Raw genomic sequence first — 26,342 nt, 5'->3', positions numbered from 1 at the left:
GCAAGGCACGCAAGACACGCAAGGCACGCAAGGCACGCAAGGCACGCACTCGATGACCGGATTCGCCCCCACAGCCATCCGCAGATCCCCCTGCACGACTGGACCCTGAAGTCCGGTCAGGGCGGAACCTACGCCGCCCGCACCTCCGAACCCGCAACCACCCGCAACCCGCAACCCGCGGCAGCGCCGTTCAGGCGGAGCCCGCCGCACCGTCCGTGCCGGTGAGCGGCAGCCAGGCGGTGATCGTGGTACCCCGGCCCTCCTCGGAGCGCACCTCCGTCCGGCCGCCGTGGTTCGCCACGATCGTGTGCACGATGGTCAGCCCCAGACCGGTGCCCGGGATGGCCTGCTCGGTGGCGTTCGAGGCGCGGAAGAACCGCTGGAAGAGCTTCTCCTGCTCGGCCGCGGGGATGCCGATGCCGGTGTCGCTCACGCTCAGGACCGCCTCCCCGTCCTGCGCGTCGGCTCGTACGCTGACTTTCCCGCCACCGCGGGTGAACTTCACCGCGTTGGACAGCAGGTTCATCAGGACCCGGTCGATTTGTTCGCCGTCCGCCTCCAGCACCAGCGGCTGCTCGGGGCACCGCGTCTCCAGTGTGACCGAGGCGGCCTCGGCGGCCGGTTTGATCGCGTCGGCCGCCGAGGCCACCAGCCGTCCCAGGTCGATCGGTGTCTTCCGGGAGGTGAACGCTCCCGAATCGATCCTGGAGAGCGTGAGCAGGTCCTCGATCAACGCCCGCAGCCGGTTGGCGTTGCGGTCGACGACGTCCAGCATGTGCAACTGGGACGGGGAGAGCGGACCGGCGTCCTCGTCCTTCAGAAGCTCGATGTATCCCACGATGCTGGTCAGCGGGGTGCGCAGCTCATGGGAGACGGTGGACAGGAAGTCGCTCTTGGCCTTGTCCAGGGCGCGCAGCTTGTCCACCAGGCCCGACTCCTTCTCGTAGAGAAGGGCGGTGTGCAGCGCCCGGCCGATGCCGCCGGCCATGGACTCGGCGATTTCGATGTCCACCGGACGCCAGGGGCGGTCGGCGCTGGTACGGGCCACGGACACGGCACCGATCGGTTCCTCCCCCACGCCTATGGGGGTGATCACGGCCGAGTTCAGGCCCAGCGCCGCCGCGGCGGCGCGGTTGTCGGCCGGCATACCCGTCGTCCCGAAGGAGCCGGGGGCACCTGGGATCGGTCTGGTGTCGGACACGTACTGGGGCAGGTCGTTGACCAGCCAGGCCGTTCCCCGCCGGTAGTGGTCGCGGACCACGTCCGCCGGGAGGGTCGGTATGCGTCTTCGCTCCTCGTCGGGCAGCAGGCCCCGCTCCGCGGACCACACCCGGGCCAACGGAAACCCGGAGCCGCCGTTCTCGGCGAGCAGGATGAAGACGTAGTCGGCGGCCAGGACCTCGCCGATGCCGTCGCACGCCGCGTCGAGGACATAGTCGACCTCAAGACGGTCCCTGATCCGGATGCCGGTCTCCCTCGCGGCCGTCGACAGTCGCTGCCGTTCCTGCTCGACCGCCCGCAACCGGTCGCCCTCGTCCGCGAGCAGGTTGACCGACCGGGCCACCGCCCCGATCTCCTCCGGCCCCGTCACCTCGGCCCGGGCCGCATGGTCTCCCGCGGTGAGCCGGCCGAGCGTCCACTCGGTTCTCCGCAGCGGCCCGGTCAGGGCGCGCGTGGCGTGCACCGACGTGTACACGGCCACGGCGAGGGACGCGACCAGCGCGGCGCCGATCCCGGCGATGCCCGCCCGGATCACGGTGTCGGCATGCCTCTCCAGACGCTGCTCTTCTTCGTTCAGCTGGTCGCTCAGGCGGGCGTTGGTCACCTCGAACGAGTCGAACCGGCGGGTGGCCTCACGGGTGAGCGCGACGGCCTGCGCGCTTCCCGGAGTGGCGTGCGCCTGGTCGTCCGCCACGCGCAGATACGCCTCGAACTGTCGTTGCTGCGTCGCGAGATCGTCTTCGTCCGCGACCTCGTGCCCACGGACGTCTTGGCTGATCGACAGCATGCCGGCCCGGGCCGCGCGGAAGGCGGCAAGCTCGCTCCGGTCACCCGTGATCAAATAGCCCCGCATCGAACGCTGCGCGCTGACGCCCGCGTTGAGCAGGCGCAGATTGTCGTCCTCGGCGGGGTGTACGCGGTCGCTGATCCAGTCGCGCTGGCTCTCCAGCACCAGGGCGCCGATCAGCGTGCCGGCTCCGCACAGGGCGATCAGAAGGGTCAGCAGTCCGAATGCGAGGCCGAGCCGGTGCGCCACCCGGCCGCCGCCCCGAACGGAAATCCGGCTCATGCACGATCACCTCCGCTCTCCTTCACCTGGTCGGGAGAGTCGAATCCGGCACGGGTCATGGCACCCCACACCTGGGGCGCCCTGCGCAGCGCGTCCCACATGCCGCGCAGCCGCCACCACGCCGTCAGCTGGCGGTATCCGATGTTCTCGACGACCACCCCGACGAGGGCACCCCAGACGTCCCGCCACCGCCTGAACCGGTGGAAGGCGTACTCCTCCACACCGACCGAGACCATGCCGACGACGACGGCGTAGGCGTAGGCGGCGAGCAGGAAGCGCCACAGGAAGTCCAGGTTCACCGCGCCGATCAGCACGCCCAAAGGCACGAGAACGAGTCCCGCGAGCTCCACCAGCGGGGCCAGCAGTTCGAAGACAACGTAGAAGGGCAGTGCCACCAGTCCGATGCGGCCGTAGCGGGGGTTGCCGATCATGCGGCGGTGCTTGAGCAGGATCTCCGTCAGGCCGCGGTGCCACCGCCGCCGCTGGTGGGCCAGGACTGTCAGCTTCGAGGGTGCCTCGCTCCAGGAGATGGGCTCGGAGACGAAGACGATGCGGTAGTCGCGGCCCTGCTCGCGCATGTGCTTGTGGAGGCGGATGACCAGCTCGGCGTCCTCGCCGATGCAGTCCGGGTCCATCCCGCCGACCGCCACGACCGCGTCCTTGCGGAAGAGACCGAAGGCCCCGGCGATGATCAGCAGGCTGCCGAGCTTGGACCATCCGGTGCGGCCGAGCAGGAAGGCGCGCAGATACTCGACGACCTGAACGCGTCCGAGCAGGTCCGGTGGCACCCGCGCCTCGACCACCCGCCCCGCCACGACGGTGCAGCCGTTGGCGAGGCCGACCACGCCGCCGGAGGCGACCACCCGCAGCGGATCGTCGCAGAACGGTTTGGCCACCGCGAGCAGCGCTTGGGAGTCGAGGATCGAGTCGGCGTCCACCATGCACAGCAGCGGATAGCGCGCCACATTGATCCCGACGTTGAGCGCGTCGGCCTTGCCGCCGTTGTCCTTGCGGGCCACCACCAGGCGCACCGGGCCGCCCCTGGGCAGATGGACGGAGGTGACCCTGCCGCGTACCGGTACGTCGTCGGGCACCACGTACTCCACCTCGGCGAGGTCGAAGGCGTCCTGCAGGGCCTCCAGCGTGCCGTCGGTGGAGCCGTCGTCGACGACGACGACCTCGAACTCCGGGTAACGCAGCAGCAGCATGGCCCGTACCGCTTCGACGATGCCGGCCGCTTCGTTGTGCGCGGGCATGATCACCGAAACGGGTGGGGTGAGGGAGCTGGTGGCGGCCTCGTCATGGCCCGCGAAGGGAGCCCGGCGCAGCGTTCTGACGAACTCCCCGAGAGCGATGAGGATCAGCACCAGATAGCTGGTGTTGATGGTCACGAAGTACACGATCACCAAGGTGTCGCACACGGTGATCAGCGCGTGCGCCGCGCCCAGCAGTGACGCCCACGGTTCGCCGGCCGCCATGATCACAGCGCCACCTCCGCGCGGACGTCGTGGCGTGCGGCACCGACCGCCGATTCGGCGAGCACGGCTCTGGCCTGGGCGGCGGCCCGTGCGCCGGAGCGGTCGTCGGCCGCCGCGCCCAGCGCGGCCCGCCCTTCCGGGCCGAGCTGCAGCAGCGCGCGAGCCGCGGTGGCTGCCACATGTGGGTCGGGATCGCCGAGAAGCTCCGCCAGCGGGCCCGTCGCGGCGACGGCTCCCAGACTGCCGAGGGCCCCGGCGCCCACCGTGCGCAGGGCGACCGACCGACCGGGCCGGACAGCCGCCAGCAGCGGCTCCAGGCCGTCGGGCATGCCCAGCCTGCCCAACGCGCGCGCCGCTTTGATGCGTACCTCGATCTGGGGGTCCTCGCGCAGTGCGCGGGCGATCTCGGACGTATGGGAGACCACGCCGGTCGCGCCGAGGACCTCGATGGTCACGGCTCTGGCGAGAGGCTCCGGGTGTTCCAGTCCCGCGGCCACACTCCGCTGTGCCTGCGGTCCCAGGGAGATCAGCGCCCTGGTGACCGCGCTGGGCGGCACGGCCCGCGGTCCGTGGAGGGCCTCCAGCAGGTACGGCACGGCCTCCGGTCCCCCGCACCGGCCCAGCGCCCGTGCGGCGGCCAGGCGTACCTCGGGGTCGCGATCGGCCAGCAGACGGCACAGCGACGGGGCGGCGGGACGGTGGCAGAGCTGGCCGAGCACCTGCGCGGCGCGCCCCCGCCGCGCCGCGCTGCGGCTCGACAGGTCGGCGACGGCGTCCACGGCGGCCCCGCGCAGCTCGTACAGGCGGACCAGCGCCGTACGGGCTCCGCCGGCGACCTTGCCCAGCAGCGCCGTCAGGGTCGGCTCCAGGGCGACCCAGGTCCGCCTGTCGATCTCCGCCAGCCGGTGCAGCAGCTCGGTCTGCTCGTCCTCCTCCGCACACAGGAGCTGCAGCAGGGAACCTCGCACCGGTGCCGCGATCCGCTCGCGTCTGCGCTGTCGGTACCTGCGGACGAGGCGGTTGCCGACTATCAGCAGGCCCAGCGCCAGGACGACGGCCAGCAGGCCCAGCAGCGCGCCGCTGACGAGGCCGGTGGGCATCACCGTTCCACCCGGCTGAGCACCGCGGTGACCCTGCTGGACAGCTCCCGCGGGCTGAACGGCTTGATGATGTAGTCGTCGGCTCCCGCCGCGAAGCCGACCTCGACGTCCGCCTCCTGGGACCGGGCGGTGATCATGATGACGGGGAGCGTCGCCGTCTGGGCCGCCGCGCGCAGCTCCCGGCATACATCCAGACCCGACATGCCCGGCATCCGTACGTCGAGCAGTGCCAGGTCCACCGTGTTCTCACGCGCCGCCCGGAGCGCCGCCATGCCGTCCTCCACGGCCGTGACCTGGTGACCGCTCTGGGTCAGCTTGAACGCCACCAGATCCCGGATGTCCGCGTCGTCGTCGGCTATCAGGACATGAGCCATTACTCCTCCTGGGACTCCTGGGACTCCTGGGACTCCTGGACCACGGAGCTTCGGTAGGAGTCCACGAGCCGCGTCACGGCCGCCTGCCGGAACGGCTTGACCAGCACCTCGTCGGCGAGGCCGATCAGATCTTCCGGGTCGAGCACCGAGGAGACGACCAGACGGCATCTCCTCGTCCGCTCGTCCGCCCGCAACCTGCGGACGACCTCCCGTCCGTCGATGCCGGGCAGCATCACGTCGACGACCGCGATGTCCGGAGGGTCGGCGAAGGCGAGGCCGAGCCCCGCTTCCCCTGAATGCGCGACGGCCACGGGGCATCCCCGCTCGCGGAAGTGGCGCTCCAGCAGGGCGCTCACGTCCTGGTCGTCCTCGATCACGAGTACGCGCGGTGGGAACATCACCGTCCTGTCCACGAAGTCAGACCGTCAGTCACAAATTAGAACCAATAACTCACTTTCACCACATATGACCCACCAACCCCACCGCCCTGAAGCCGCTCGAGGCCCGGGGCGCCGGGCGGCGCGACGAATACGGTCAGCGCGATCCCGTCGGCTGGGCGAGACGGCCGGCGGGCAAGGTGGCGGTGGGCATCGGGAGGCTGTCACACGCGGTGCGGCGCAGATGCCGCACGTACTGCTCTCGCGGTACGAGAATGCCGCCGAGGTCGCGGACGTGCGGGCTGTCCCGCTGGGCGTCGAGCAGCTCGCCCCCGGCCTGAGCGAAACGCGCCGCGAGGTCGCTCACCGCGACCTTCGAGGCGCCGGGACGCCGGCAGAACATCGAGTCCATGCTGAAGACCGAACCGACCCTGAGGCCGAAGACGCCCCCGACCAGATTGCCGTCCTCCCACACCTCGACGCTGTGGGCATGACCCAGATCGTGCAGGCGGACCAAGCTCGCGATCAGCTCTTCGGTGAGCCACAGCGGGACACGGTCGCCGCGGCATTCGCGCACGACCCGCTCGAACCCCTGGTCCAGGCTGGTGGACCACGGCAGCCGGTTGCGCAGCCGCCGGGCGAGGCTCCGGCTGAGGTGCGTGGCCGAGACGGGCAGCACCGGCCTGGGGTCGGGTGACCACCAGGAGACGGCGAAGGGATCGGCCGGTTCCTCCCCCACGAGCGGGATGCGGCCCTCCTCGACCTCGTCGGCGAAGACCACCTCGTTGAGGGCGCGGGTGTACTCGTCGGAGGCCGGGAACGGATAGACCCCGGCTCGGTACGCCGCCAGGAGGCCGGCGGGACTGAGGTCGGCGGAGAAGGCCACCGGACCGTCGGGCGCCGCTTCCAGCACGTCCAGCGACTCCCAGCCGGGGCAACGGCTCACCACCGTGCCGCTCCCTGCCCTCGGCTCTTCACCGGCCGGACGTAGTCTGCCTGTTGGAGGAAGTCGATGTAGCGGTCCATCATCTCCTCGTCCACGGGCGGAATGTCGATCCCGGCGTCCACCAGTGCCCGTTCCGCGTTGCCGCGGGTGAACTCCGGGAAAACGCCCTGGAAGTACATCTCGCTCACGGTGATGTCGGCGCGGTGGCACAGGTCGACGAAGAGCGGGACGAACGGGGTCAGCGGGTCGGTGGGGTGCCCGGCCGCGTACTTCACCAGAGCGGCGATCCACTCGGCGTATGGGATCTCCTGGACCGGGTAACCCCGCTGGCGCATGCGCTCGGCCAGCGAATCCAGCAGCGTGGGACGGGGGTTGGTGAGGTGGTAGATCTCGCCGCGCGCGGGATGGCGGGTTGAGATGTGTCCGATGGCACGGGCGAGGCAGTCGGCCGGCAGGAAGTCCAGCGGCAGCCGGACGTCGGGGCACAGACCGGTCCGCGCGATGAAGTTGATGAGGGCGGCCATCTCGCTGTTGGTGTTCATCACGCCGGTTCCGCTGCTGCCCGTGATGTCCATCAGGCGGTAGACGGCGACCGGCAAGCCCGCGTCGGATGCCTTCTTCAGCAGCGCCTCGGCGACCCATTTGGTCTCCACGTATCCCACCGACAGATATTCCGGGAAGCCCAGCGGCATGCTCTCGGTCACCTCGCGCACCCCGGCCGGCCCGAATCCGGCGAGCACCGCCATGCTGGAGGTGAAGTGGACGGGGACGGCCCGGTCGGCGGCGAGGCGGATGATCTCGTATGTTCCGTCGACGTTGGCCGCGCGCAACTCGTGGTACGGGTAGATGAAGTTGACCTGGCCGCCGAAGTGGTAGACGGCGTCGATGGTCGATCCGAGCTCCTCGAACCGGCCGGGAGACAGCCCCAGTCCCGGCTTGCCCAGGTCGCCGACGACCGGCTGGATGCGCTCGCTGGACAGATCGCTGAGGACGTACCGCTGGTGGCTCGCGCGGATCATCTCCATGCCGTGCTGCTCGTCTGAGGCCCTGACCAGGCAAAAGATCCGGCCCGTCGTGCTGCGCAGCAGCTCGTCGATCATGTGCGCGCCGCAGAATCCCGTCGCCCCGGTGAGAAGGACGTCGCCGAGGTGCCGGTAATCCGGAGCCGGCGCGGCACGGCCCACCGCCGGAACGCGCCGATCGGTCTCCGAGGCGAAGTCGACGCTCCCGCCGTCCGGGTGGGTCAGTGTGCCGGCACGTGCCTGGCGGACGGACTCGGCGAACGCGGCGAGCATCGGCTGCCGCAGCAGTGAACGGGTCAGGTCGCGGATCTGTGTGACGCCGATGCCGAATATGACGCGGGTCCGGGCGAGCATCTCCATGGCCAGCAGCGAGTTGCCGCCCAGCTCGAAGAAGTCGTCCTTCGGACGGACGTAGTCCACACCCAGGATCTGACACCACAGCTGGGCCAGCCCCTGCGGCACCGGACGGTCGTCGGCGTCAGCCGTCGTCGTCGCGGTCCCGGATTCCGGCACGGCCCTGCGGTCGAGCTTTCCGCTGGGCGCGACGGGCAGCCGTTCCACCGCGTGGAAGGCTGCCGGAATCATGTAGCCCGGCAGGACCTCGGCGAGTGCCGACCGCAGCCGTGCGCGGAGCACCGCCTCGTCGCCGGCCGCCGGCGGCGAGGCCGGCGTGTAGTACGCGATCAGGTCCCGGTCGCCGTTGTCGCGCGCCCGAGCCACCACCATCGCCTGGCCGATCTCCGGGCGGGAGACGAGCGCGGCCTCGATCTCGGCGGGGTCCACCCGGAACCCGCGGATCTTCATCTGGTCGTCGACCCGGCCCAGGACTTCCAGGTTCCCGTCCGAGCGCCGGCGGCCCAGATCCCCGGTGCGATACATCCGGTCCCCCGGCGCGGAGCCGTGCGGATCGGGCAGGAACTGCCGTGCGGTCAGGGCGGGTTGCCGCCAGACACCACGCGCCAGACCCTGACCACCGATGTAGATCTCGCCGCGCTCGCCCGGCTCCACCGGGCGCAGTTCGGCGTCGAGCACATGGACGTGACTCCCCTCCAGGGGCCTGCCGACCGGGGCGACGGCGGTGTCCGGCGCGGCAAGCACTTCCTGGTTCAGGTCGCAGAGCGTGGAGGTGATGGTGGTCTCGGTCAGCCCGTAGGCGTTGACGAGCCGTGCGCCGGGAATCCGGCGCAGAACGGCGCGGCAGTCCTTCGCGGTGACGATCTCGCCGCCGACGATGACGAGCCTCAGCGACGCGAGGATCTCGCCGCGCTCCGCGACGGAGACGACCCGGTGCCAGTACGCGGGGGGCAGGTCGGCGACGGTGATCCCGTACTCGGGCAGGCGGCGCAGCAGGTCGGTGGGCGCCCACGTCGGTGTTCCCGCCAGGATGAGCGTCGCGCCGCTGATCAGCGGCGCGAAGATCTGCTCCAGTGAGGTGTCGAAGCCGAGCGCCGCGGCGTGCAGCACCCGGTCGCAGGGCGTGAGTTCGTATGCCCGGGCCACCGCGGTGAGGGACTGGGCCAGCGACCGGTGGCTGATCATCACGCCCTTGGGGGGTCCGGTGGATCCGGAGGTGTAGATCACGTAGGCGAGGTCGTCCGGCCGGGGGCCGCGTGCCGGCCGCGATGCCTCGAGCGGCGCCTGCTTGGCCGGTTCTCCGGCGGCCCCGGCGTAGACGATCCGCGCCTCGCACCCGGCGAACATCGGGGCGTGCTCGCGGCTCGAGACGATGAGGCGTGAACCGGTCTCCCCGATCAGTGCGACCATCCGTTGCCGCGGAGTCGCCGGGTCGAGGGGCAGGAACGCCCCTCCGGAGCCCAGCACCGCCAGCAGCGCGACGATGAGCTCGGGCACGCGGTCGAGGCACACGGTGACGATTGACTCCGCGCCGACGCCCGACTCCCGCAGCTGGTCGGCAAGCCGGTCGGCGCGGCCGCTCAGCTCGGCGTAGCTGAGCCGGTCGTCGTCCGAGAGCACCGCGAGAGCGGACGGCTCACGCCTCGCCCGCTCCCGGACCAGCTCGGGCACGGTGCTCGGCCAGGATTCCGAAGACCGCCGCTCGGCGCGGGCGCTCGCGGGCCGCATGTCGGTCCACAGGCGGTCGACCAGACTCGCGCACCACTCGGCGGACTCCGGTCCGCCGACCCGACGCCACCCGGCCGGAATCCGGCGGTCGGCGGGCCAGATCGCGTACTGCTCCTCGTCGTTGCACAGCACGACGCACGGTGCAGCCGACTCTGCCGACATGTGCTCACGTTCCGTCACTCGGGCCTCCTGCCTCGCGCGGCGTCCTGCGGAGCACGATCTGCACCCCTAGCGGGAAAGGTCCGCCGCCATCACCGCTCCCCTTCCGCGGGCCTCACAGGCAATCCGGCCAGGCGGCCGAGCGGCGGCGCGAGGACGAGTTGCTCCGCCTCCTCGGCGCTGACCGGTTCGGCGAAGAGGTACCCCTGAGCGAGTCGGCAGCCCATGGAGATCAGCAATTCCTGCTGCCTCACGTTCTCCACCCCTTCGGCGATCACCGTGAGGCCGAGCGTGTCCGCGAGATGCGCGATGCCCTCGACAAGAGCGTACTGTTCCGGCGAGCGCCCCAGCTCGTCGACAAACGACTTGTCGATCTTGAGTATCGAGATGGGGAACTCACGCAGATAGCTCAGCGACGAGTATCCCGTTCCGAAATCGTCAATCGCGATACGGATACCCAGGTCTGTGAGCGAATTCATCTCAGCGAGGATACGTTCGTCGTTGTACATCAGCACACTCTCGGTCAGTTCCAGTACGAGAGACGACGGTTCGATGCCGGAGAGATCCAGGGCACGCCGGACCACGTTGTAGAACTCCTCGTCCCGGAACTGACGCGGCGACACGTTCACGCTGATATAAGGCGCGTTGCGGTCGGCCGTCCCGCCGCGCAGCACGGAGTCCTTCCACCGGACCGCCTCGGCCGCGGCCTGGTCAAGCACCCAGGCGCCGAGCGGGACGATCTGCCCGCTCTCCTCGGCCAGCGTGATGAACTGCTCCGGAAGCACCATGCCGCGCGTGGAGTGGGGCCAGCGAACGAGCGCCTCGAAGCCGGCGATCTGACCACTGGCCAGCTCCACAATGGGCTGGTAAAGCACCAGGAACGAAGTCTCGATCGACGAACTGTCCAGGGCCTCCTGCAAATTGGCACGCTCGGCCATGCCGCTCTGCAGTTCCGAGTGGTAGCGGCGCCACTGGCGCTTGCCCGCCGTCTTCGCCGAGTACAGCGCGAGATCGGCGTGTGTCAGCAGTTCGACCGAGTCGATGCTGTCTTCCGTCGTCGCGACGCCGATGCTGGCGTACGTGCTCATCGGCCCCACACTGAGCCGGAACGGTTCCGCGAACACCGTCATCACGTGTTCGGTGAACCGCTCCACGCCCTCTATCGTGGCTGAGCCCTCGACCAGCAGTGCGAACTCGTCACCGCCGATGCGCGCGGCGGTGTCGGAGGCACGGACGGTGGTCTGCAGTCGCAGTGACAGCGCGACCAGGAGTTCGTCGCCCACACCGTGGCCGTGCATGTCGTTGACGACCTTGAAGTCGTCCACGTCGACGAAGAGCACGCCGACCACCGTGCCGTCGCGCTGAGCCTGCGCCAGGGCGTGGGTGACCCGGTCCTGGAAGAGCACGCGGTTGGCCAGGTTGGTGAGCGAGTCATGGAACGCCTGGTGGGTGAGTTCGCGTTCGAGTTTGCGCTGTTCGGTCACGTCCCGCAAGGTGAGCACCACTCCACCGACGGTCGCCTCCTCCCGCAGGTCGCTCCACCTCAGCTCGACCTCGATGGACGACCGGTCGGCGCGGATCATGCGCCAGTGCTCGCGCCTGGTCTGGGGCTCGCGGCTCCGTATCCGGCCGAGCTTCTCGACCACCGCGCGGCTGTCCTGCGGTGGCACCAGATCGACGAGGAGGGTGCCCTCCAGATCCGGAATGCCGAGCACCTGGTCGGCGGAGGGACTGGCGTAACGGACCCGGTCGTCGTCGTCGAGGATCAGGATGACGTCGGAGGCGTTCTGCACCAGCGTGCGGAAATACATCTCGCTGTTGCGCCGGTTGACCTCCTGCGCGAGGGTGACCCGCGCCGCGGCAAGTGCTGCCTGTGCGGCGAGAGTCGCCAGCGTGTCGCGGAGCACGAGCAGGTCGTGCTCCTCCCCGGCCACGATCAGCACCCCGATCAGCGGATCGCCCGAGGGGTGATCCTGCGCGGCGAGCGGGCAGACCAGCGCGTGGCCGGTGCGGGTCGGCTCGTCGTCCGAGCCCGTGAGGTGAGCGGCAAGATCGGGCCCCACGCCGTCGAGAGTCACCAGGCGGTTCTCGCCGGACGCGATCAGTTCCCGTACGGCTGCGGTCGCCCGCGCGGCCAGGGGCCCGCGCAGGGCGCCGTGCGCCCCGTTCACCCAGAGGGTGTTGTCCGGCAGGGTGAGCAGCGCGGAACGCGGCGGGCCGTGCGACAGCAGCTCCGTCACCGCGGAGTGGACGGCGGCGGCCACATCCCGCAGATCACCCGCTCCGCCCAGCGACGACACCGCGTTGCGCAGCACCTTCTCCCGGCCGACCGCCTGCCGGTGGGTCGCCACCACGCCCGCCAGGCGGTAGAGCACGAGGAGGAAGAGCACCGCGGAGAAGACCCCGATGACGCCGACGTTGGACCTCACGCCGCGCACCGCCTCCGTCAGGAGGATGGCCGGCGCGATCAGCGACGCCAGGGTGAGCAGGCTCAGCCGGCCCGTGCCGGTCTCGGCTCGCCATGGCACCGGCTGCGTCAGCAAGCGCATGGACGGATGGAGCGCGGCGGCCGCCCAGGCGCCGTACAGGACGGCCCAGCCGAGTTCGACCGCGCTACCCGTGCGCCACGTCCCGTTCAGCTGGATCAGGCCGTAGAGCACGTCGGCGGTGAGCAGGCCGAGGGTGCCCGCGGTGAGCAGCATGAGCGAGCGGCTCTTGCCGCCGCGGCCGACGAGCAGCCGCAGCAGCATCGCCAATACGAGGATGTCGCCGAGCGGATAGGCGATGGCGAACGCCTTCTGCACCCAGGTGAGACCCTCGACGCGGGCGTACGGATCGATGAGGAAGAGCCACGACAGCAGCGCCAGGCCGACTGTCAGCGTCAGCGCGTCGACGAGGCTCGCCCGGTCGCGCCAACTCGTGCGCCAGTGCACGAAGCCCAGCAGCCCGGCCGCATAGAGCGGATATGCCGCGAGATAGAAGCCGTCGGCGATCGACGGGAATGGGATCTCCTCGTGGAGCAACTGGATGAGGATGATCTGGGTGGCCTGGCCTGCGCAGAAGGCAAAGTTTCCCGCGGCGAGCAACAGCCACGGGAGTCGATGCGCCGGGCGGTTGAGAAAGACACCCAGGACGATACCGATGACGCCGGTCGCTCCAATGGCGACGAAGAGCAGCCGCTGCTCCGGAAATATGTAGTAGAACGCGGTCAGCACGACAATGCATGAGCTGACGGCGGCCATCACAGCTTGGCTTCGCAGTCGCGCGTTCATCCCAACTAACCTCCAGAGAGGGCCACTTGTCAGGCTAGCCGAGCTGGGAGAACAGCACCGGGTGGCGGCGGAGAAGCCCGTGGGATCGGGCCGACAAAGGAGAACTCTCCGGGCCCCGGGCCGGGACTCGGCCTTGGTCGCCTGTGAACACGATTTCCGGTATACACGGCCTCCGGTATACACGGTCGCCGTTATGCGGGCTACTTCTACACCGAGACATCGACGTGTCCTCCGTCCAGCTTACCGGGATTGCCATTTCCCGCACGCGCACGGAGAAATACCGCGTCGCCTCGCGAGATACCGCGGCATGCGTGAAAATGAAGGTCGCGGAAACCGGACCGGATCCCCCGCCCCGACGATGGGCTCCTGACGGAGCGTGGAGTCCCATGCTCTCCGATTACCGCGGGACCTGCGAACTCGACGTGTCCGGCGTTACCGGCCGCCAGTCGCTCGGTTGTCGCCGAGGTTGTCCATCGTGGCCTCGAACCGGCACCGCTGACGGCCGCTCAGGGCCTGGGGTGTGCCGAGTACGCGTGGGCAGGGTGGGGAAGGGTCCGGTTGCGCAGCGCCGCGTCGACGAGCCGGGCTGCGCGCCGGCCTCGGCCCGGCAGGATCGGGTCTGGAGGCGGTGACGGTGCCGGTGCCGGCCGGGTGTACCGGGAGCCCCCCGAAGTCCCATCATCGGCGTCGCCGGCCTTCTGCTCTGCCGCCCCGGCCTCCCTGCCACCGTCGCCGCCGCCCTCACCCACGCCCTGGTTCGCCGGGCCACCCGCCTGGTCCACGCCCCGGCCCTCGGCACCCAGTTCCTCGACGCCCGCGGCCTGATCTCCACGGGCGCCGTCCCTCTGCATCCGGGGCGGTCGCCGCCCATCGCGAACTGCACGGCCGGCGACGCCGCTCCGCCGCAGCCCCTCGCCTCGTTCCCGGGGTGGTTCAGGTACAGCCGTGAAGGACAGCGCCTAGCGTCTTTCCCCCAACGAGCGGGTGGTGTACATCCTGCGGGAGGCGTTCGACTACCCGCGCCCGGCGGGGCATGACGATCGGCAGCAGAAGGGGACGTCCAAGCGCCTGTCCCCTAGTCCGGTGGAGCCCGGTTCCACCGTGAACGAGCGCAATCTCACCGCTGTCTCCAGCGACCAGGTCGCCGTTCCCGCCCTCGGATCGAGGCCGCCGGTGTACGCGAGGGCGCGGTCTTCCACTCGCCAGCCGAGGAACTGTTGCCCCACACGACCGATCCCCCGTCCGCCGTCGTCGCCTCCCCCACCAGGCGGCTGTACGCGGAGTTCGGTGTGGAACGGTCGCCCCGCGCCCTGTTCAGCCCGCGAGCTTGGAGACCGATCGTCCGGGCGGTCCTCAGCGGCGCACGGGAGGTTGGCCGCGGGCGGGAGCGCCTGCCCGCGACCAGCCCCCAACGCGGTCGGCTCGGCTTTCCCGCCGACTTCCTCATCGCACACGACAGCCGCGTCCTCGCCGCCGAGTACGACGAGCACGGCTACGCGGTCTCGGCCGCGGCCGAGACCGCCCAGGCGAACCCGTCCGGGTCGGTGAAGGTCCCGGCATCGCTGTCGATCGTGAGCCGGTGCGATCCGGTGCCGTCGGGAGAGACGCCGACGAGCTTGGCCAGGCCCCGGCGCTTGTACAGCGCCAGCTTGACCGGACCCGACCCGGTGGCGAACTCGACGTACTTGCTGCCGAAGCCCTTCGCCACGGCGAGGCCGTGATCGACGTAGAACTGCTTGCTGACCTTCACGTCCTCGACGCCGAGCAGGAGCACGATCTCGTCGATCTGCCGGCCTGCCGGGCCGGTGTCCTTCTTCGACGACGATGCGACCTGCCAGATCGTCCCGTCCGGGGCCTGCACTACCCCTCCGTAGCCCCAGAGCGACTTGGTGGCGGGCTTCAGCGTCGCGGCGCCGGCGTCCACGGCGGCGTCGACGAGGGCGTTGACGTCGGCCGGCTGGGACACCACGAGCGAGAGCGTGAACCCGCGGAATCCGGTTGCCGGTGCCTCCGAGGCCCGCAGGCGTACCTGACCGCCCAGGCCGAAAGCGGCGGTGTAGAAATGGCCGGCGGCGGCGGGGTCGGCCACCTCGAGCGTGACGGAATCGATGGAAGTCATGACGTCGACGCTAGGTCGGCTCGGGAACCTGCGCTTCTCGAATCCTGACCAGAACGACGACGAGATCACGGTCTGGAGCACCCCGGGGCGGGCGCGTGCGGCGGCCGAGCCGGGCGAACTCCCTGACTCAGGTCTCATCGACCTTGGTCGCGGCCGGCGGTGCGGATGGTCGCCACTCGGCCCTCGGCCGGTGCCCAAAAACGGCTCGACAGCGCGATTACCTGACCGTTCTCGGAGTTGCTGCCGCCGTCTGCTCCCCCAAGCGGCTCGTCCGCCTCACCGTCGTAGGACACGCTCCAAAGGCGTTCACCCGCGGCGAGTTGGATCGCCGCGGGTGAGTTCTCAGGGCAACGGGGAGCATGCAGCCATCGCGATTGCGAGCGGCCGCACCTGTCTACAAGATGGCCAGGCGTCGGAACCGGCTGTTGTGGAACACCAGGGGTTCCCGCTCGGGTTCGGCCTTCAGACCTTGGATTTCGAGGAGCACGATCGTGTGGTCGCCTCCGGGAAGTTCGGCGTGCAGTGAGCAGTTCAGCCAGAGACTCGCGCCGTGGATGTAGACGCCGCCCTCCTCGTCGGCATCCCAGTCGACGTTCGCGAACCGGTCGTCGGCCTTGCCGGCCAGCGACCGGCAGATCGCGTCCTGCCCCTCGGCGAGCACGCTCACACCCACTCGGCTTCGCTGACGCAGTCTGGGCCAGGTCGCCGAGGTGTCCTGCACGCAGACCGATATCAGCGCGGGTGACAGGGATACCGGGGTGAACGTGCTCGCCGCCATGCCCACCGGGCTGCCGGAGTCGAGTGCACACACGGCTGTCACCCCGGACGGAAAGCAGCCGAAAGCCTGACGCAGCAGAACGGGATTGGTTCGCGGATCGGGGGTGAATGGCGTATTCATTGCTTTCTCCCGAGATGGTGAAAGGGTTTCTGGCGCGGGCTCAGATGGTTGAGAGCGGCACTTCGAGAGCACCGACAGCGGCAAGTGTCAGTTCCGCCCCGAGAGGACCGCGCCCAGCTGCCGTATCGCGCCGTTGTTGCCGACCACGTGCTGGGAAACACAGCGGACATCGCGCCAACGGCGCTGAAGTGAGCTGGTGCTGTAGAGGCCCGCGCTGCCCGAGAGGGTCATGATTTCGTTGAGGATCCGGATGCCGTCGTGATGGATGTGCTGGGTGCTGCCGGTGTAGGTGAACCACTCGGCCGGGGTGGGCGCCTCTCCCGCGAGGGCGCGGTCCATGACGAGGCGTCCGGTGTGTTCCGACAGGGCCGCCAGGGCGGCTGTACGCACGTGCAGTTCCGCGAACCTCTCCTGGAACACCGGGTCTTCACCGAGCAGCGCCTTGGGGTTGAACGCGGGCCGCTTGGTGGCGGCGAGTGCGGAGAGATCGGCGAGAGCACCCTCCAGTGCGCCGAGGACGACGGCGTCGTGTGAGGCCCCCGTCGGGGAGTACGGCAGGTCGTAGAGGGGAGCGGGGATGTTGTTGTCGCCGAACATCGGTCCCGTGTGATGTTCCGGCACGAAGATGTCGTCCATCGTGAAGTCGGTGCTCTGCGTGGCACGCAGGCCGACCGCGTCCCACGTGTCGAGGAACGTGACCTGCTCGGGCCGCAGCAGCGCGACCCGCATGTCCGGGCGGCCGTCCGGCAGCGGAGGCGCCCCTTCGACCAGAAATCCTCCGAGCATCCAGTCCGGGGTGAACGGACCGCTCGCGAGCGGCCAGCGACCACTGAGCCGATAGCCGCCCTTCACCGGGGTCGCCAGCCCCTTCGGAGCCACGGCTCCACGGAGCATCAGGTCGGCTCCGTCCGCGAACACCTCGTTCTCCAGCGTCTCCCGGGGCAGTGACCGTACGAAGAACCAGGCCATCGAAGCGGCCTGAACAGTCCAGCCCGTCGAGCCGTCGGCCCGTGCGATCTCCCGCACCACCCGGGCACCCTCCAGCAGCCCGAGCTGCTCTCCGCCCCACACCCTGGGCAGGGCCATCCGGAATACGCCTGCCTCGCGCAGGGCGGCGATGAGATCCGCCGGGACAGCTCGTGCATTCTCGCCTTCGGCAGAACGTGCCGCGATCTCGGGAAGGAGTGCGCGGACCCGGCCGAGCACACTGTCGCCGGTTCGACGGTCCTGGGATTGAGCGGGGTCAAGAAGCGTGGCCATGAAGGGGCTCCTAGCTGAATGTGCGGGGGTGGTCGTCAACCGAGTCTTTTTCAGAAGGTGACTGCGGCTTAGGATGACATCCGCGTTACGGCCAGGAAAACCAGAACTTTCCTATAAGGCTTATCAGGGTTCCCATGACAGCAGGAGCGAAGTGGCGGCCAATTTTTCCCTACGCCAATTGGAATACTTCGTCGCGGTGGCGGACACGGGCTCCATGAGTGCGGCGGCGGTGCGGTGCCATGCCTCCCAGGCGAGCATCTCCACGGCGATCGCCGATCTGGAGCGCCACCTCGGGGTCCAACTGCTGGTAAGACGCCGGGCGAAGGGAGTCTTCCTCACGGAGGCCGGCAGCCGGATCCTGGAGCGCGCCCAAGCGATGCTGGCGCAAGCCGACGAACTCAGGGCGAGCGCCCAGGCGGAGGAGGGCCGGCTGGCCGGCCGCCTGACGATCGGCTGCTACGCCGCTCTGACCCCGTTTCTCGTCCCGCCCCTGGTGGACGGGTTCAGGCAGGTCCACCCGGCGGTCAACCTCGAACTGATCGAGGGTCAGCAGGACGAGATGCGACAGGCCCTGCTCCAAGGCGCATGCGACCTGGCCCTGTTGTACGCGTTCGACACCCAGCCCGGTCTGTCCTGCACGACGCTGCGCTCCAGCCGTCCGTATGTCATCGTGGCCGCCGGTCATCCGATGGCAGAGCGCAAGGCCGTCTCACTCGCCGAACTCGCGGACGAACCACTGATCATCTACTCCGAGCCGCCGGCCCAGCAGAACGCGGACCACTGGTTCTCCCTCGCGGGTGCACAACCGAACATCCGCTACCGGACCTCGAGCATCGAGGCGGTCCGCAGCATGGTCGCCCGCGGTCTCGGCTTCGCCACGCTGATCCAGTCCTGGCCGACCGACACCAGTGTCGAGGGGCTCCCCCTGGCATCCGTGCCCCTCAGTGACCCACTGGACGAGGTCGAGCTCGTGATCGCCCACGCGGCACACGTCACCCCCACTCACCGGGCGCGTGCCTTCCTCCAGTACGCCAAGGACACGCTCGCCGGTCCGGACACTGCGCGGACAACCGGCTGACGGCCGTTGTGCGTTCGACCCCGGATGACTCGTACGCACCGTGCACCGGCCCCGCACCCCGCACCCCGCACCAGCCCGACACCGCGTCCCTGGCAGCGGCGGTGATGCCCCTCGGTCGCCGCCCGCTGCCGGTGAGCGGACCGCGAGAGGCAGAGCATCGGCCGTCGCCTGCGGTAACGAGGTGAGCAGCCACGGGGCTCCGTATGACGGCAACCCTGTTCCCCCGACGGCGGAACCACGGAGCCCGGGACGGTGAGCCGACGGCCTCGTCAGCCGTCGCGTTCCGCGCCGACGAGGACGAAGGCCATCGTGACCGGTTGGTCGCTGCGATTGCGCCAGCCGTGGCGGGTGCCGTTCTGGATCACGATGTCCCCTGCCGAGAGGTGGGTGCACCGGCCGTCGTCGAGTTCGAGGACGATCTCGCCCTGCAGCACGATGCCGTAGTCCACGGTCGGCGTGGTGTGCATGCCGTCGGGCTCCATGAGGTCCGCGATGCCGGGAGAGTCGGCCCGCTGCTCCTGGTCGAAGGCGACGGGGTCGAACGCCGGGTCGGCCATCGCGGTGTCCGGCGGGAAGGTCAGCACGATGAAGCGCGTGCCGCCGGGCATCGGCAGCAGGCTGGTGACCTTCGGCGTGGGGTCCTCCCCGGTCCGGCCGACCGGTTCGCCCGGTTCGGTGGCCCACGGCAGGCGGGACACCCAGCCCGGCAGGCTGGTGAACTCCCGGCTGCGCGGGACGGGACCGTCGCTGACGACGACCGACCTGCCGTTCTCGTCATGGCCGGTGACGACTCTGCGCATGTGTCTCTCCTCAATCGCGTCAGTCGGGTCCGTGGGATCCGCCAGGGCCGCCGGACCCGTCGAATCCGTGGGGTCAGTCGGATCGGCCGTTGCCGGCCCCGGTCGAGGGCCCGAGCTCGGTCGCCCAGGCGTCCAGGACGTCCGCCACGGTGGGGGCGGGTGCCCTGAGCAGGGCCGATGCCGCTGTGCGTACGAACAGCCGGTGCCGGTCGTCCGTGAGGTACTCCACCGGGGACTTGCCGTCCACCCGCGCGAGCAGCAGCGCCGGCAGCAGTGAAGCGGCCCGCGCCTCAAGCGCGGACCGGGGCTCCCAGTCGACGCACCGCACGTACTCCTCGGCCAGCACTCGGGCGGACCGCAGGAGATCCGCGCGGCCTCCGGGCACCACCAGGCTCTTGAGGAGCAGGTGGTTGACGCAGAAGGCGAGGTCGAAGGCCGGGTCGCCGTACCAGGCGCACTCGGCGTCCAGCAGCACGGGCCCGGACGGTCCGACGAGGATGTTCTTGGGACTGACGTCGCCGTGCACCAGGGCCAGGTGCGTCGTGGCCGTGCGGTCGGCGAGGCCCTGGAGGATGTCGCTCAGACCGGGGTGCGCGGCAGCGGTGGCCAACAGGTACGGCTCGATGCGCAGCGCGTGGAAGTTGTCGTCCGTCGCGAACTCCGCGGCGAGGGCGGCGTCGCCGGCGCTCGCCGCGTGCAGGGTGCCGAGCAGCTCTCCGACGGCCGCCGCGGTCGTCACCCGCACCTCGCCGTGCAGCAACTGCGCCTTCCACATGGGGTAGTGCTCCGGGGGCAGGAACGCCATCGCGAAGAGCCCGGCTTCGGGGTCGTGTGCGAGCAGTTCGGGCACACTGTCCGGGCGGTGCCGGGACGCGAACCGCATCCACGCCCATTCGTAGGCGTTGCGCGACACCGGTGCCTGCCAGTCGGCGGCGACCTTCAGTTTGGCCAGGGCGCGTTTGACGCAGAGGGAGCGTCCCGGCAGGTCCACTCGCCACAGGTCGGACGAGACACCGCCGGTCAGCGGCGTCCAGCGTGCGGCTTCGCCGGGTCCGGCGAGCTCGTGGGCGGTCAGGAAGTCGGCCAGCGCGGTGTCGGGCACGGGGCCCGGGCTCACCTGTGCGGAGGTCGGGCTCATCACCGGTCACCCGACCCGGTGCTCGGACTGAGAGGGCTGTTGCACGCGTGGGCCGGCGCCTCGCCCGCCAGGATCCGTACGACCTCCTCGGCGGCCCGGCGGCGCAGTTCCGTGACCGAGGCGTCGGAGGAGAAGGCGATGTGCGGGGTGAGGAGAGCTCCCGGCTGGTCCAGCAGCCCGGCGGGGACGTGCGGTTCGGTCTCCAGTACGTCGAAGGCGGCTCCGTCCAGGTGCCCGCTGTCCAGCGCCTTGACGACCGCGTCGGTGTCCACCAGGCCGCCCCGGCTGACGTTGACCAGCAGACCGCCCGGTGCCATCTGCTCCAGCTGCTCGGCGCCGATGATGTGGTGCGTGTCAGGTGTGAGCGGCACGTGGAGGATCACCACGTCGCTGCGGCGCAGCAGTTCCTCCAGGCCCACCATCTCCACTCCGGGGGCGTCCTTCGGCGGGTACGGGTCGTGGGCCAGGATCCGGCAGCCGAACGCGCCGAGCTTGCGCACGGTGGCGCGTCCGATGCGCCCGTATCCGACGACGCCGCAGGTCAGCGTCGACAGTCGGCGCAGCCGGGCGCCGGCGGGGTCCCAACGGCCCGCGCGGACCTCCCGGTCGGACACGGCCAGGCCCCGCGTCCAGGCCAGCACCATGCCCACGGCGTGGTCGGAGACTTCCTCGACGCAGTAGTCCGGCACGTTGGTGACCCACACACCGCGCTCGGTGGCGGCGTCCACGGCGATGTTGTCGAGCCCGACTCCGAGCCTGGCCACGATCCGCAGATCCGGCGACGTGCCGATCGCGGTGGCGGAGACGGGGGCCCAGCAGGTCAGGATCCCGGCGGGCCGGTGTTCGGCCACCAGTTCCTCGATCGCCTCGGCGGAGGCGGGATCGGCGGGGCCGGTCACCAGGGTGTGGCCCGCCTCCTCGATGACCGATCGCTCGACGGAGTCGTCGGGCCAGGCGTAGTCGGTGAGCAGCACGGTGCCTGGGCGGCTCGGTGGTTTCATGGCAGGTCGTCCTCGCAGAATCGTGCGGCCGCAGCGGACGGCCGGGTGTCACGCCCGGTCGCATCCGATGAGCGGGTCTGATCCCACCCGGAGGGGCGGCCGTCGGCATGTCCGGTTGGGCCGTCGGCCGCCACGGGTGGGGGGGGGAGGGGGTCGCTGGGCTCGGGTCGGTGTCGCCGGCGCTCGCCGACTTGTGGTCGGTGCGGGCGCCGCAGTATGCCCCTGGGACGGGTCACGAGATGTCGGGGCACGTCGAATCACTTTGTCACAGCCACGTGATGCTAACGATAGCATTCCGGGTCTTCGACACGTCAAGAGTGCGACGCGCACCCGATCGCCGACACCCCCGCCGCAGGCCCCGCTCAGCGCCGAGGAACCCCGGTCAACACGAGAAATCAAGGAACGCCGAAGAAATCCGGTGTTCACATCTTGACGCGCCGGAGACTTCCCCCTCATGGTTTCTGCCAGCGCCGACCGTGTGACCGATAGGTGTCCGCACGGGGTCCGGCTGTCGAAGACGCCATAGCCACGGACGTCCCCGACGGGCGATATACGGCTGAATTCCGCATGCGGTGTCCGACCGCGCGGCAGCCCGTCGTCCCCATTCCGCCAGTCGACGACAACATCGCCGTCGCCGACTCGAGTCCGTGTTCAGCTCACCGCTTCTCGTCATCGCCCGTACAGCCCCGTACCGGCGATGGATCCGCCGCGGCCTGCCGTGGCCCATTCCTCCTCAGGAGCCGCTATGACTCACGCAGCGCAAGTCGACACCAGTGCGGTGCCCGCGAGCGACACGCAGGAAAAGAGCCGGGCCCCCATTTCCCGCCCCATGATCGGGGTGGGCTTCCTGCTGGTGGTCCTCTCCTACATGGTCAACGCGATGGACCGCCAGGTCTTTCCTCCCCTGCTGCCCAACATCCGCACGGAGTACGGGTTCTCCCTGGAACAGGGCGGGCTGCTGGCGACGAACTTCACCCTCGGCATGGCCCTGGCCGGCCTGCCCGCGGGTTATCTCCTGGACCGCTTCCGCCGCAAGACCGTGCTGCTGGTCAGCATCGTGATCTACTCCCTGGGCACCATGGCCACGCCGCTGGCCACCGGTTTCGCCGACATGACCCTGTACCGGGTCGTCTCCGGCTTCGGGGAGGGCATGCAGTCCGCCGCCATCTTCGCCGCGATCGGCGCCTTCTTCGCCCACCGGCGGGGCCTCGCCTTCGGCATCATCGGCATGGGCTACTCCGTCGGCGTGTTCATCGCCCCGCTCATCGGCGTCAAGCTCATGAGCGTGCACGGCACCTGGCACTCGCCCTTCTACCTCTTCGGCACGGCCGGGCTGCTGATCGCCGCCGCCGCCCTGTTCCTCGTGAAGACCGGTCTGACCGAGCACTCCGCCGAGAAGGTCGTCTCGACCGGGACCTTCGAGTGCATGCCGACCTCCGCCTACAACCGCAACACCATCGCACTGGCCGTCCACTCGGTCATCAGCGGTGTGGCGATCTACGGGTTCCTCGGGCTCTACCCGACGTTCCTCATCACGTCCCTGCACTACACATCCGGGCAGGCCGCACTGGCCATGAGCTTCCTCGGTTTCGGCGGCATGACGGCCATCTTCGGCGGCTGGCTCGGCGACCGCTTCAACCAGCGCAACCTGCTGATCTTGAGCCTGCTGGCCGTCTCCGCCATCAGCGTGTGCATCTACGAGACGCATGCCGGAGTCGGCACGCAGTGCGTGTTCGCCTTCCTCATGGGCGCCTTCGGCCTGGGCTTCATCTATCCCAACACCAACAGCGCGATACAGCGGGCCGTCCGTCCCGCGCAGATCGGACGCGCCTCCGGACTCTTCGTCACCAGCTACTACGGACCGGCGGCGTTCTCGGGCCTGCTCTTCGCCGCCCTCGTGGACTCCTTCGGCTGGGACAGGGCCGGGCTGCTGCAGGTCACGGTACTGCCACTGGCGGGCGCCCTGGCCCTGACCTTCGTCCGTCCCTCGAAGTTCAACAACGCGGTCCACTAGCGAGTCGGTCCGCCGGACATCTGCCGCCGTGTTGCACCGGGCGCCGCGCCCGGTGCAACACGGCGGCATTTCTCCGACAGGACACGGGAGCCACCGCCGACACGCCACGGGGCCTGCCCACCGCCGAGCGGTGGGCAGGCCCCGTGGCGAGATCGCCGGCAGACGTCCGACGTCATCGGCTCTCGGCCACGACCGGATTGCGCAGGACACCGATGCCCTCGATCTCCACCTCGATCTCGTCTCCGGGCCGGATCGGCCCGACGCCGGACGGCGTGCCGGTCATGATCGCGTCTCCGGGCAGCAACGTCAGATAACGGCTGAGGTAGCTGACGATGTCGGGAACGGCGAGCAGCAGGTCGGCCGTGCTCGCCGACTGCGCGACGGCGCCGTTCACACGGGTCGTCAGCGACAGTGCCGAGGGGTCGAGTTCGGTCGCGATGACCGGCCCCAGGGGAGCGAACGTGTCCTGCCCCTTGCCGATCAGCAGCGCTCCGAATGCGCTTTCCCTGCGCTGGACGATGCGGTCGCTGACGTCATTGCCGCACGTATAGCCAAGGATGTACTCATGGGCTTCGGAGGGCTTCACATGGCGGGCTTCCTTTCCGATGACGACGACCAACTCGCCTTCGAAATGGATCAGTTCACCATCCGCCGGATAGACGATGGCCTCATCCGGTCCAATCGCGGCGGTGCTCGGCTTCATGAAGCACACGGGAACTTCCGGAACCTCGCGGTCGGTCTCGTCGACGTGCGAGGCGTAGTTGTAGGCGAACCCGAAGATCCGGGGTCGCTCCAGCGGCGGGAGAATGACCACGTCGCCGACTTCGTCGACATGTCCCGAGGGGGACAGTCCGGTGAAGGGATCACCCTCGAATCTGGCGATTCTTTCGTCACCGGATTTCAGCTCCCCGTAGTGACTCACGCCGCTGACGGCATACCTGACGATCCGCACGGAAAACCTCCGCAACTAGGCAGCCGCGGGCGGCTGCACGGCCCATACAGCAGTGCTAACGTTAGCACAAGGATGATGATCAACCCGGCGCCCTCACCTCCGCGACCACGGAGCGCGACGAGAATGCTATCGTTGGCATACGGAAAGTGACGGCAACGGGATCAGTCAGCTCGAGGGGGCCCTTACGTGATCACGACCAAGGACATCGCCGAACGCCTCGGAATCTCCGTCTCGACGGTCGGCCGGGCGCTTTCCGACGATCCCCGCATCAGCGAGGAGACCAAGTTCCGGGTCCGCCAGGCCGCTTCCGAGATGGGATACGTCGGCAACCGGGCGGCCCGGATGATGCGCGGAGCGTCCAGCAACGTGGTGGCGCTGGTCATCCCGGACATCCGCAACAGCTTCTACTCGACGATCGCGCACGAGCTGTCCAAGAACATGGAGGCCGAGGGCTTCCAGCTGATGCTCTCGGAGACCGACGACGACCGGATGGTGGAGCTGCGCCACCTGCGCGAGCTGTCCGCCAACCGCGTGGCCGGCGTCATCATCGTGCCCACCGCACGCCCGCACGGCGACTCCGTCAAGCTCCTGCGCGGCCTGCCGCACCTTCAGTTGCTGCGCCGCCACCCGTTGCTCGGTTCCCAGTGGTTCGGTGTGGACGACCACGAGGCACTGCGCCAGGCCGCGGCCCACCTGGTGGCCCAGGGGCACACCCGCATCGCGTACCTGGGCGGCCCCGAGGAACTGCCCACGGGCGCGGAACGTCTGCGCGGCTTTCGCAGCGCCCTGAGCGAAGGCGGCCTGCCCGACGACGCCGGGCGTACGGAGCTGGGGCCGCCGTCCTCCGTGGACCACGGCCGCCAGGCGGTGCGCCGGCTGCTGAAGGGGCCGGACACTCCCACCGCCCTCGTGCTGGGATCGGTTCAGCTCACCATCGGGGTCCTGGAGGAGTTGTCCGAGCAGGGAGTGAAGGTGCCCGGGGAGCTGTCCGTGGTCGGGTTCGGGGACGAGCCGGGGTTTTCCTGGTGGGGTCCCGGACTGACCACGATCGGGCTGCCGATCCAGGAGATGGCCACCGGCTGCGCCCTGTGGCTGATGCGCCGGCTCAAGACCAAGCCGGGCAACGACGGCCCGTACACGTCGGTCTCCCCCGGGTCGCTGGTCCTGCGGGGCAGCACGGCGCCTCCCGCCGGAGAGGCTCCGTCCAGGTCCGTGTGAGCCAGGGGCGGCCCGGTGGCGGCGCTCGCGGGCGGCCGGGCGACGCCGGGCGCGCCACGAACACCGAAGGCGCCCGGAGCGATGTGCTCCGGGCGCCCTCGCGTGTGCGGCGCAGGTCAGTACGCTCCGCTGCGCAGGTCAGTACGCTCCGCTGCGCAGCCGCCGCATGACGCGGGCGGTACGCGCGAGTTCGTCGAGCACCTGCTCGGCAGCCGCCTCGTGGATCTTGCCGGGCCTGAAATCGCCCCCCTCGACGAGTTCGTTGACGAACGGGATGCTCACGGTCGGACCGATCGGCAGCATCCTGAGGTTCGCCACGACCTGCTTGCCCATCTGCACCGCCCTGGTGCCCGCCGAGACGCCCCCGTAGCTGACGAACGCGGCCGGCTTGTGCTGCCACTCCACGACGAGGTAGTCCCACGCGTTCTTCAACGGGGCGGGGAAGCCGCCGTTGTACTCCGGGGTGACGAAGACGAACGCGTCCGACCCGTCGACGATCCGGCTCCATTCGCGGGTGTGGCCCTTCGTGTACTGCCGCAGGGCGGGCGGATGCGGCTCGTCGAAGAAGGGGAGAGCGAGTTCGTACAGGTCGACGGTGTGCGACTCGAACTGGTCGTACTCCGTGGCCCGCAGAGCGAACCAGTCCGCCACGGATCTGCCCACACGTCCGGGGCGAGTGCTGGCCACAACGGTGGTCAGGGTCATGGGCGCCGCTGAGGGCTGGAGTGTCATGTCGGGCTCCCTTTCCTGTCGGCCGGGGTCCT

The 26,342-nt window shown here is 69.7% G+C and carries 19 protein-coding genes; 3 read left to right on the top strand and 16 right to left on the bottom strand.

The features are described 5' to 3' along the window. Nucleotides 1–190: 190 nt before the first annotated feature. The 11 genes from ADK57_RS21820 to ADK57_RS21770 form a co-directional block, all read right to left on the bottom strand. The gene (locus ADK57_RS21820; protein ID WP_078973263.1) at nucleotides 191–2,290 is read right to left on the bottom strand and encodes an ATP-binding protein; all 2,100 of its coding nucleotides are present in this window, start codon (nucleotides 2,288–2,290) and stop codon (nucleotides 191–193) included. After that, nucleotides 2,287–3,768 carry a glycosyltransferase family 2 protein gene (locus ADK57_RS21815; RefSeq protein WP_053751267.1) on the bottom strand — a complete coding sequence of 494 codons (1,482 nt, stop codon included), beginning with the start codon at nucleotides 3,766–3,768 and terminating at the stop codon, nucleotides 2,287–2,289. The genes ADK57_RS21820 and ADK57_RS21815 overlap by 4 nt, the downstream gene beginning before the upstream one ends. Before the next feature lie 2 nt (nucleotides 3,769–3,770). Further along, nucleotides 3,771–4,868, bottom strand: a complete 1,098-nt coding sequence (locus ADK57_RS21810; RefSeq protein ID WP_053751181.1) for a HEAT repeat domain-containing protein — start codon at nucleotides 4,866–4,868, stop codon at nucleotides 3,771–3,773. Next, nucleotides 4,868–5,242 (bottom strand): response regulator transcription factor, encoded by a 375-nt coding sequence (locus ADK57_RS21805; RefSeq protein ID WP_053751180.1) that lies wholly within the window; start codon nucleotides 5,240–5,242, stop codon nucleotides 4,868–4,870. Before ADK57_RS21805 ends, ADK57_RS21810 begins: the two co-directional genes overlap by 1 nt. After that, complete coding sequence (locus tag ADK57_RS21800) at nucleotides 5,242–5,640, bottom strand: response regulator (protein ID WP_053751179.1); 399 nt, start codon at nucleotides 5,638–5,640, stop codon at nucleotides 5,242–5,244. The genes ADK57_RS21805 and ADK57_RS21800 overlap by 1 nt, the downstream gene beginning before the upstream one ends. A 136-nt stretch (nucleotides 5,641–5,776) precedes the next feature. Continuing rightward, a complete protein-coding gene (locus ADK57_RS21795; protein WP_234390350.1) occupies nucleotides 5,777–6,565 on the bottom strand; it encodes a leucyl/phenylalanyl-tRNA--protein transferase in 789 nt (262 codons plus the stop codon). Then, a complete protein-coding gene (locus tag ADK57_RS21790; protein WP_053751177.1) occupies nucleotides 6,562–9,849 on the bottom strand; it encodes an amino acid adenylation domain-containing protein in 3,288 nt (1,095 codons plus the stop codon). The genes ADK57_RS21795 and ADK57_RS21790 overlap by 4 nt, the downstream gene beginning before the upstream one ends. Before the next feature lie 71 nt (nucleotides 9,850–9,920). Further along, complete coding sequence (locus ADK57_RS21785; RefSeq protein ID WP_159050118.1) at nucleotides 9,921–13,283, bottom strand: putative bifunctional diguanylate cyclase/phosphodiesterase; 3,363 nt, start codon at nucleotides 13,281–13,283, stop codon at nucleotides 9,921–9,923. Between the two features lie 1,309 nt (nucleotides 13,284–14,592). Beyond that, nucleotides 14,593–15,219 (bottom strand): glyoxalase, encoded by a 627-nt coding sequence (locus tag ADK57_RS21780; protein ID WP_053751175.1) that lies wholly within the window; start codon nucleotides 15,217–15,219, stop codon nucleotides 14,593–14,595. Between the two features lie 394 nt (nucleotides 15,220–15,613). Then, a complete protein-coding gene (locus ADK57_RS21775; protein WP_053751174.1) occupies nucleotides 15,614–16,117 on the bottom strand; it encodes a flavin reductase family protein in 504 nt (167 codons plus the stop codon). An 87-nt stretch (nucleotides 16,118–16,204) separates the two neighbouring features. After that, nucleotides 16,205–17,377, bottom strand: a complete 1,173-nt coding sequence (locus ADK57_RS21770) for an acyl-CoA dehydrogenase family protein (RefSeq protein ID WP_053751173.1) — start codon at nucleotides 17,375–17,377, stop codon at nucleotides 16,205–16,207. Nucleotides 17,378–17,555: 178 nt separating this feature from the next. On the opposite strand from ADK57_RS21770, the gene ADK57_RS21765 reads away from it, so the two are divergent. Next, nucleotides 17,556–18,455: a LysR family transcriptional regulator gene (locus ADK57_RS21765; RefSeq protein WP_053751172.1), complete on the top strand. Its 900-nt coding sequence runs from the start codon at nucleotides 17,556–17,558 to the stop codon at nucleotides 18,453–18,455. Nucleotides 18,456–18,724: 269 nt separating this feature from the next. On the opposite strand, the gene ADK57_RS21760 is transcribed toward ADK57_RS21765, so the two are convergent. From ADK57_RS21760 to ADK57_RS21750, 3 genes are all read right to left on the bottom strand, one after another. Beyond that, entirely contained in the window at nucleotides 18,725–19,255 is a 531-nt protein-coding gene (locus ADK57_RS21760; protein WP_053751171.1) for a cupin domain-containing protein, read from the bottom strand. A gap of 73 nt (nucleotides 19,256–19,328) precedes the next feature. Further along, a complete protein-coding gene (locus tag ADK57_RS21755) occupies nucleotides 19,329–20,393 on the bottom strand; it encodes a phosphotransferase family protein (RefSeq protein WP_053751170.1) in 1,065 nt (354 codons plus the stop codon). Next, entirely contained in the window at nucleotides 20,393–21,394 is a 1,002-nt protein-coding gene (locus ADK57_RS21750) for a C-terminal binding protein (protein WP_053751169.1), read from the bottom strand. Before ADK57_RS21750 ends, ADK57_RS21755 begins: the two co-directional genes overlap by 1 nt. Nucleotides 21,395–22,139: 745 nt before the next feature. Here ADK57_RS21750 and ADK57_RS21745 point away from each other — a divergent pair. Beyond that, entirely contained in the window at nucleotides 22,140–23,408 is a 1,269-nt protein-coding gene (locus ADK57_RS21745) for an MFS transporter (protein WP_053751168.1), read from the top strand. 172 nt (nucleotides 23,409–23,580) lie between these two features. Here ADK57_RS21745 and ADK57_RS21740 read toward each other — a convergent pair whose 3' ends face one another. Next, on the bottom strand, nucleotides 23,581–24,360 hold the full coding sequence (locus ADK57_RS21740; protein ID WP_053751167.1) for a fumarylacetoacetate hydrolase family protein: 780 nt from the start codon (nucleotides 24,358–24,360) through the stop codon (nucleotides 23,581–23,583). 186 nt (nucleotides 24,361–24,546) lie between these two features. Between ADK57_RS21740 and ADK57_RS21735 the strand changes: the two genes are divergently transcribed. Further along, a complete protein-coding gene (locus ADK57_RS21735) occupies nucleotides 24,547–25,578 on the top strand; it encodes a LacI family DNA-binding transcriptional regulator (RefSeq protein WP_053751166.1) in 1,032 nt (343 codons plus the stop codon). A 138-nt stretch (nucleotides 25,579–25,716) separates the two neighbouring features. Here the strand turns inward: ADK57_RS21735 and ADK57_RS21730 are convergent, their stop codons facing one another. Further along, a complete protein-coding gene (locus ADK57_RS21730) occupies nucleotides 25,717–26,310 on the bottom strand; it encodes an NADPH-dependent FMN reductase (protein ID WP_078973261.1) in 594 nt (197 codons plus the stop codon). Nucleotides 26,311–26,342 lie beyond the last annotated feature (32 nt).

Source organism: Streptomyces sp. MMG1533 (assembly GCF_001279775.1).
In the GTDB taxonomy this organism is placed as follows: domain Bacteria; phylum Actinomycetota; class Actinomycetes; order Streptomycetales; family Streptomycetaceae; genus Streptomyces.
Note: the sequence above shows the minus strand (reverse complement) of the source record. Positions and strands in the feature narration are given on the sequence as shown.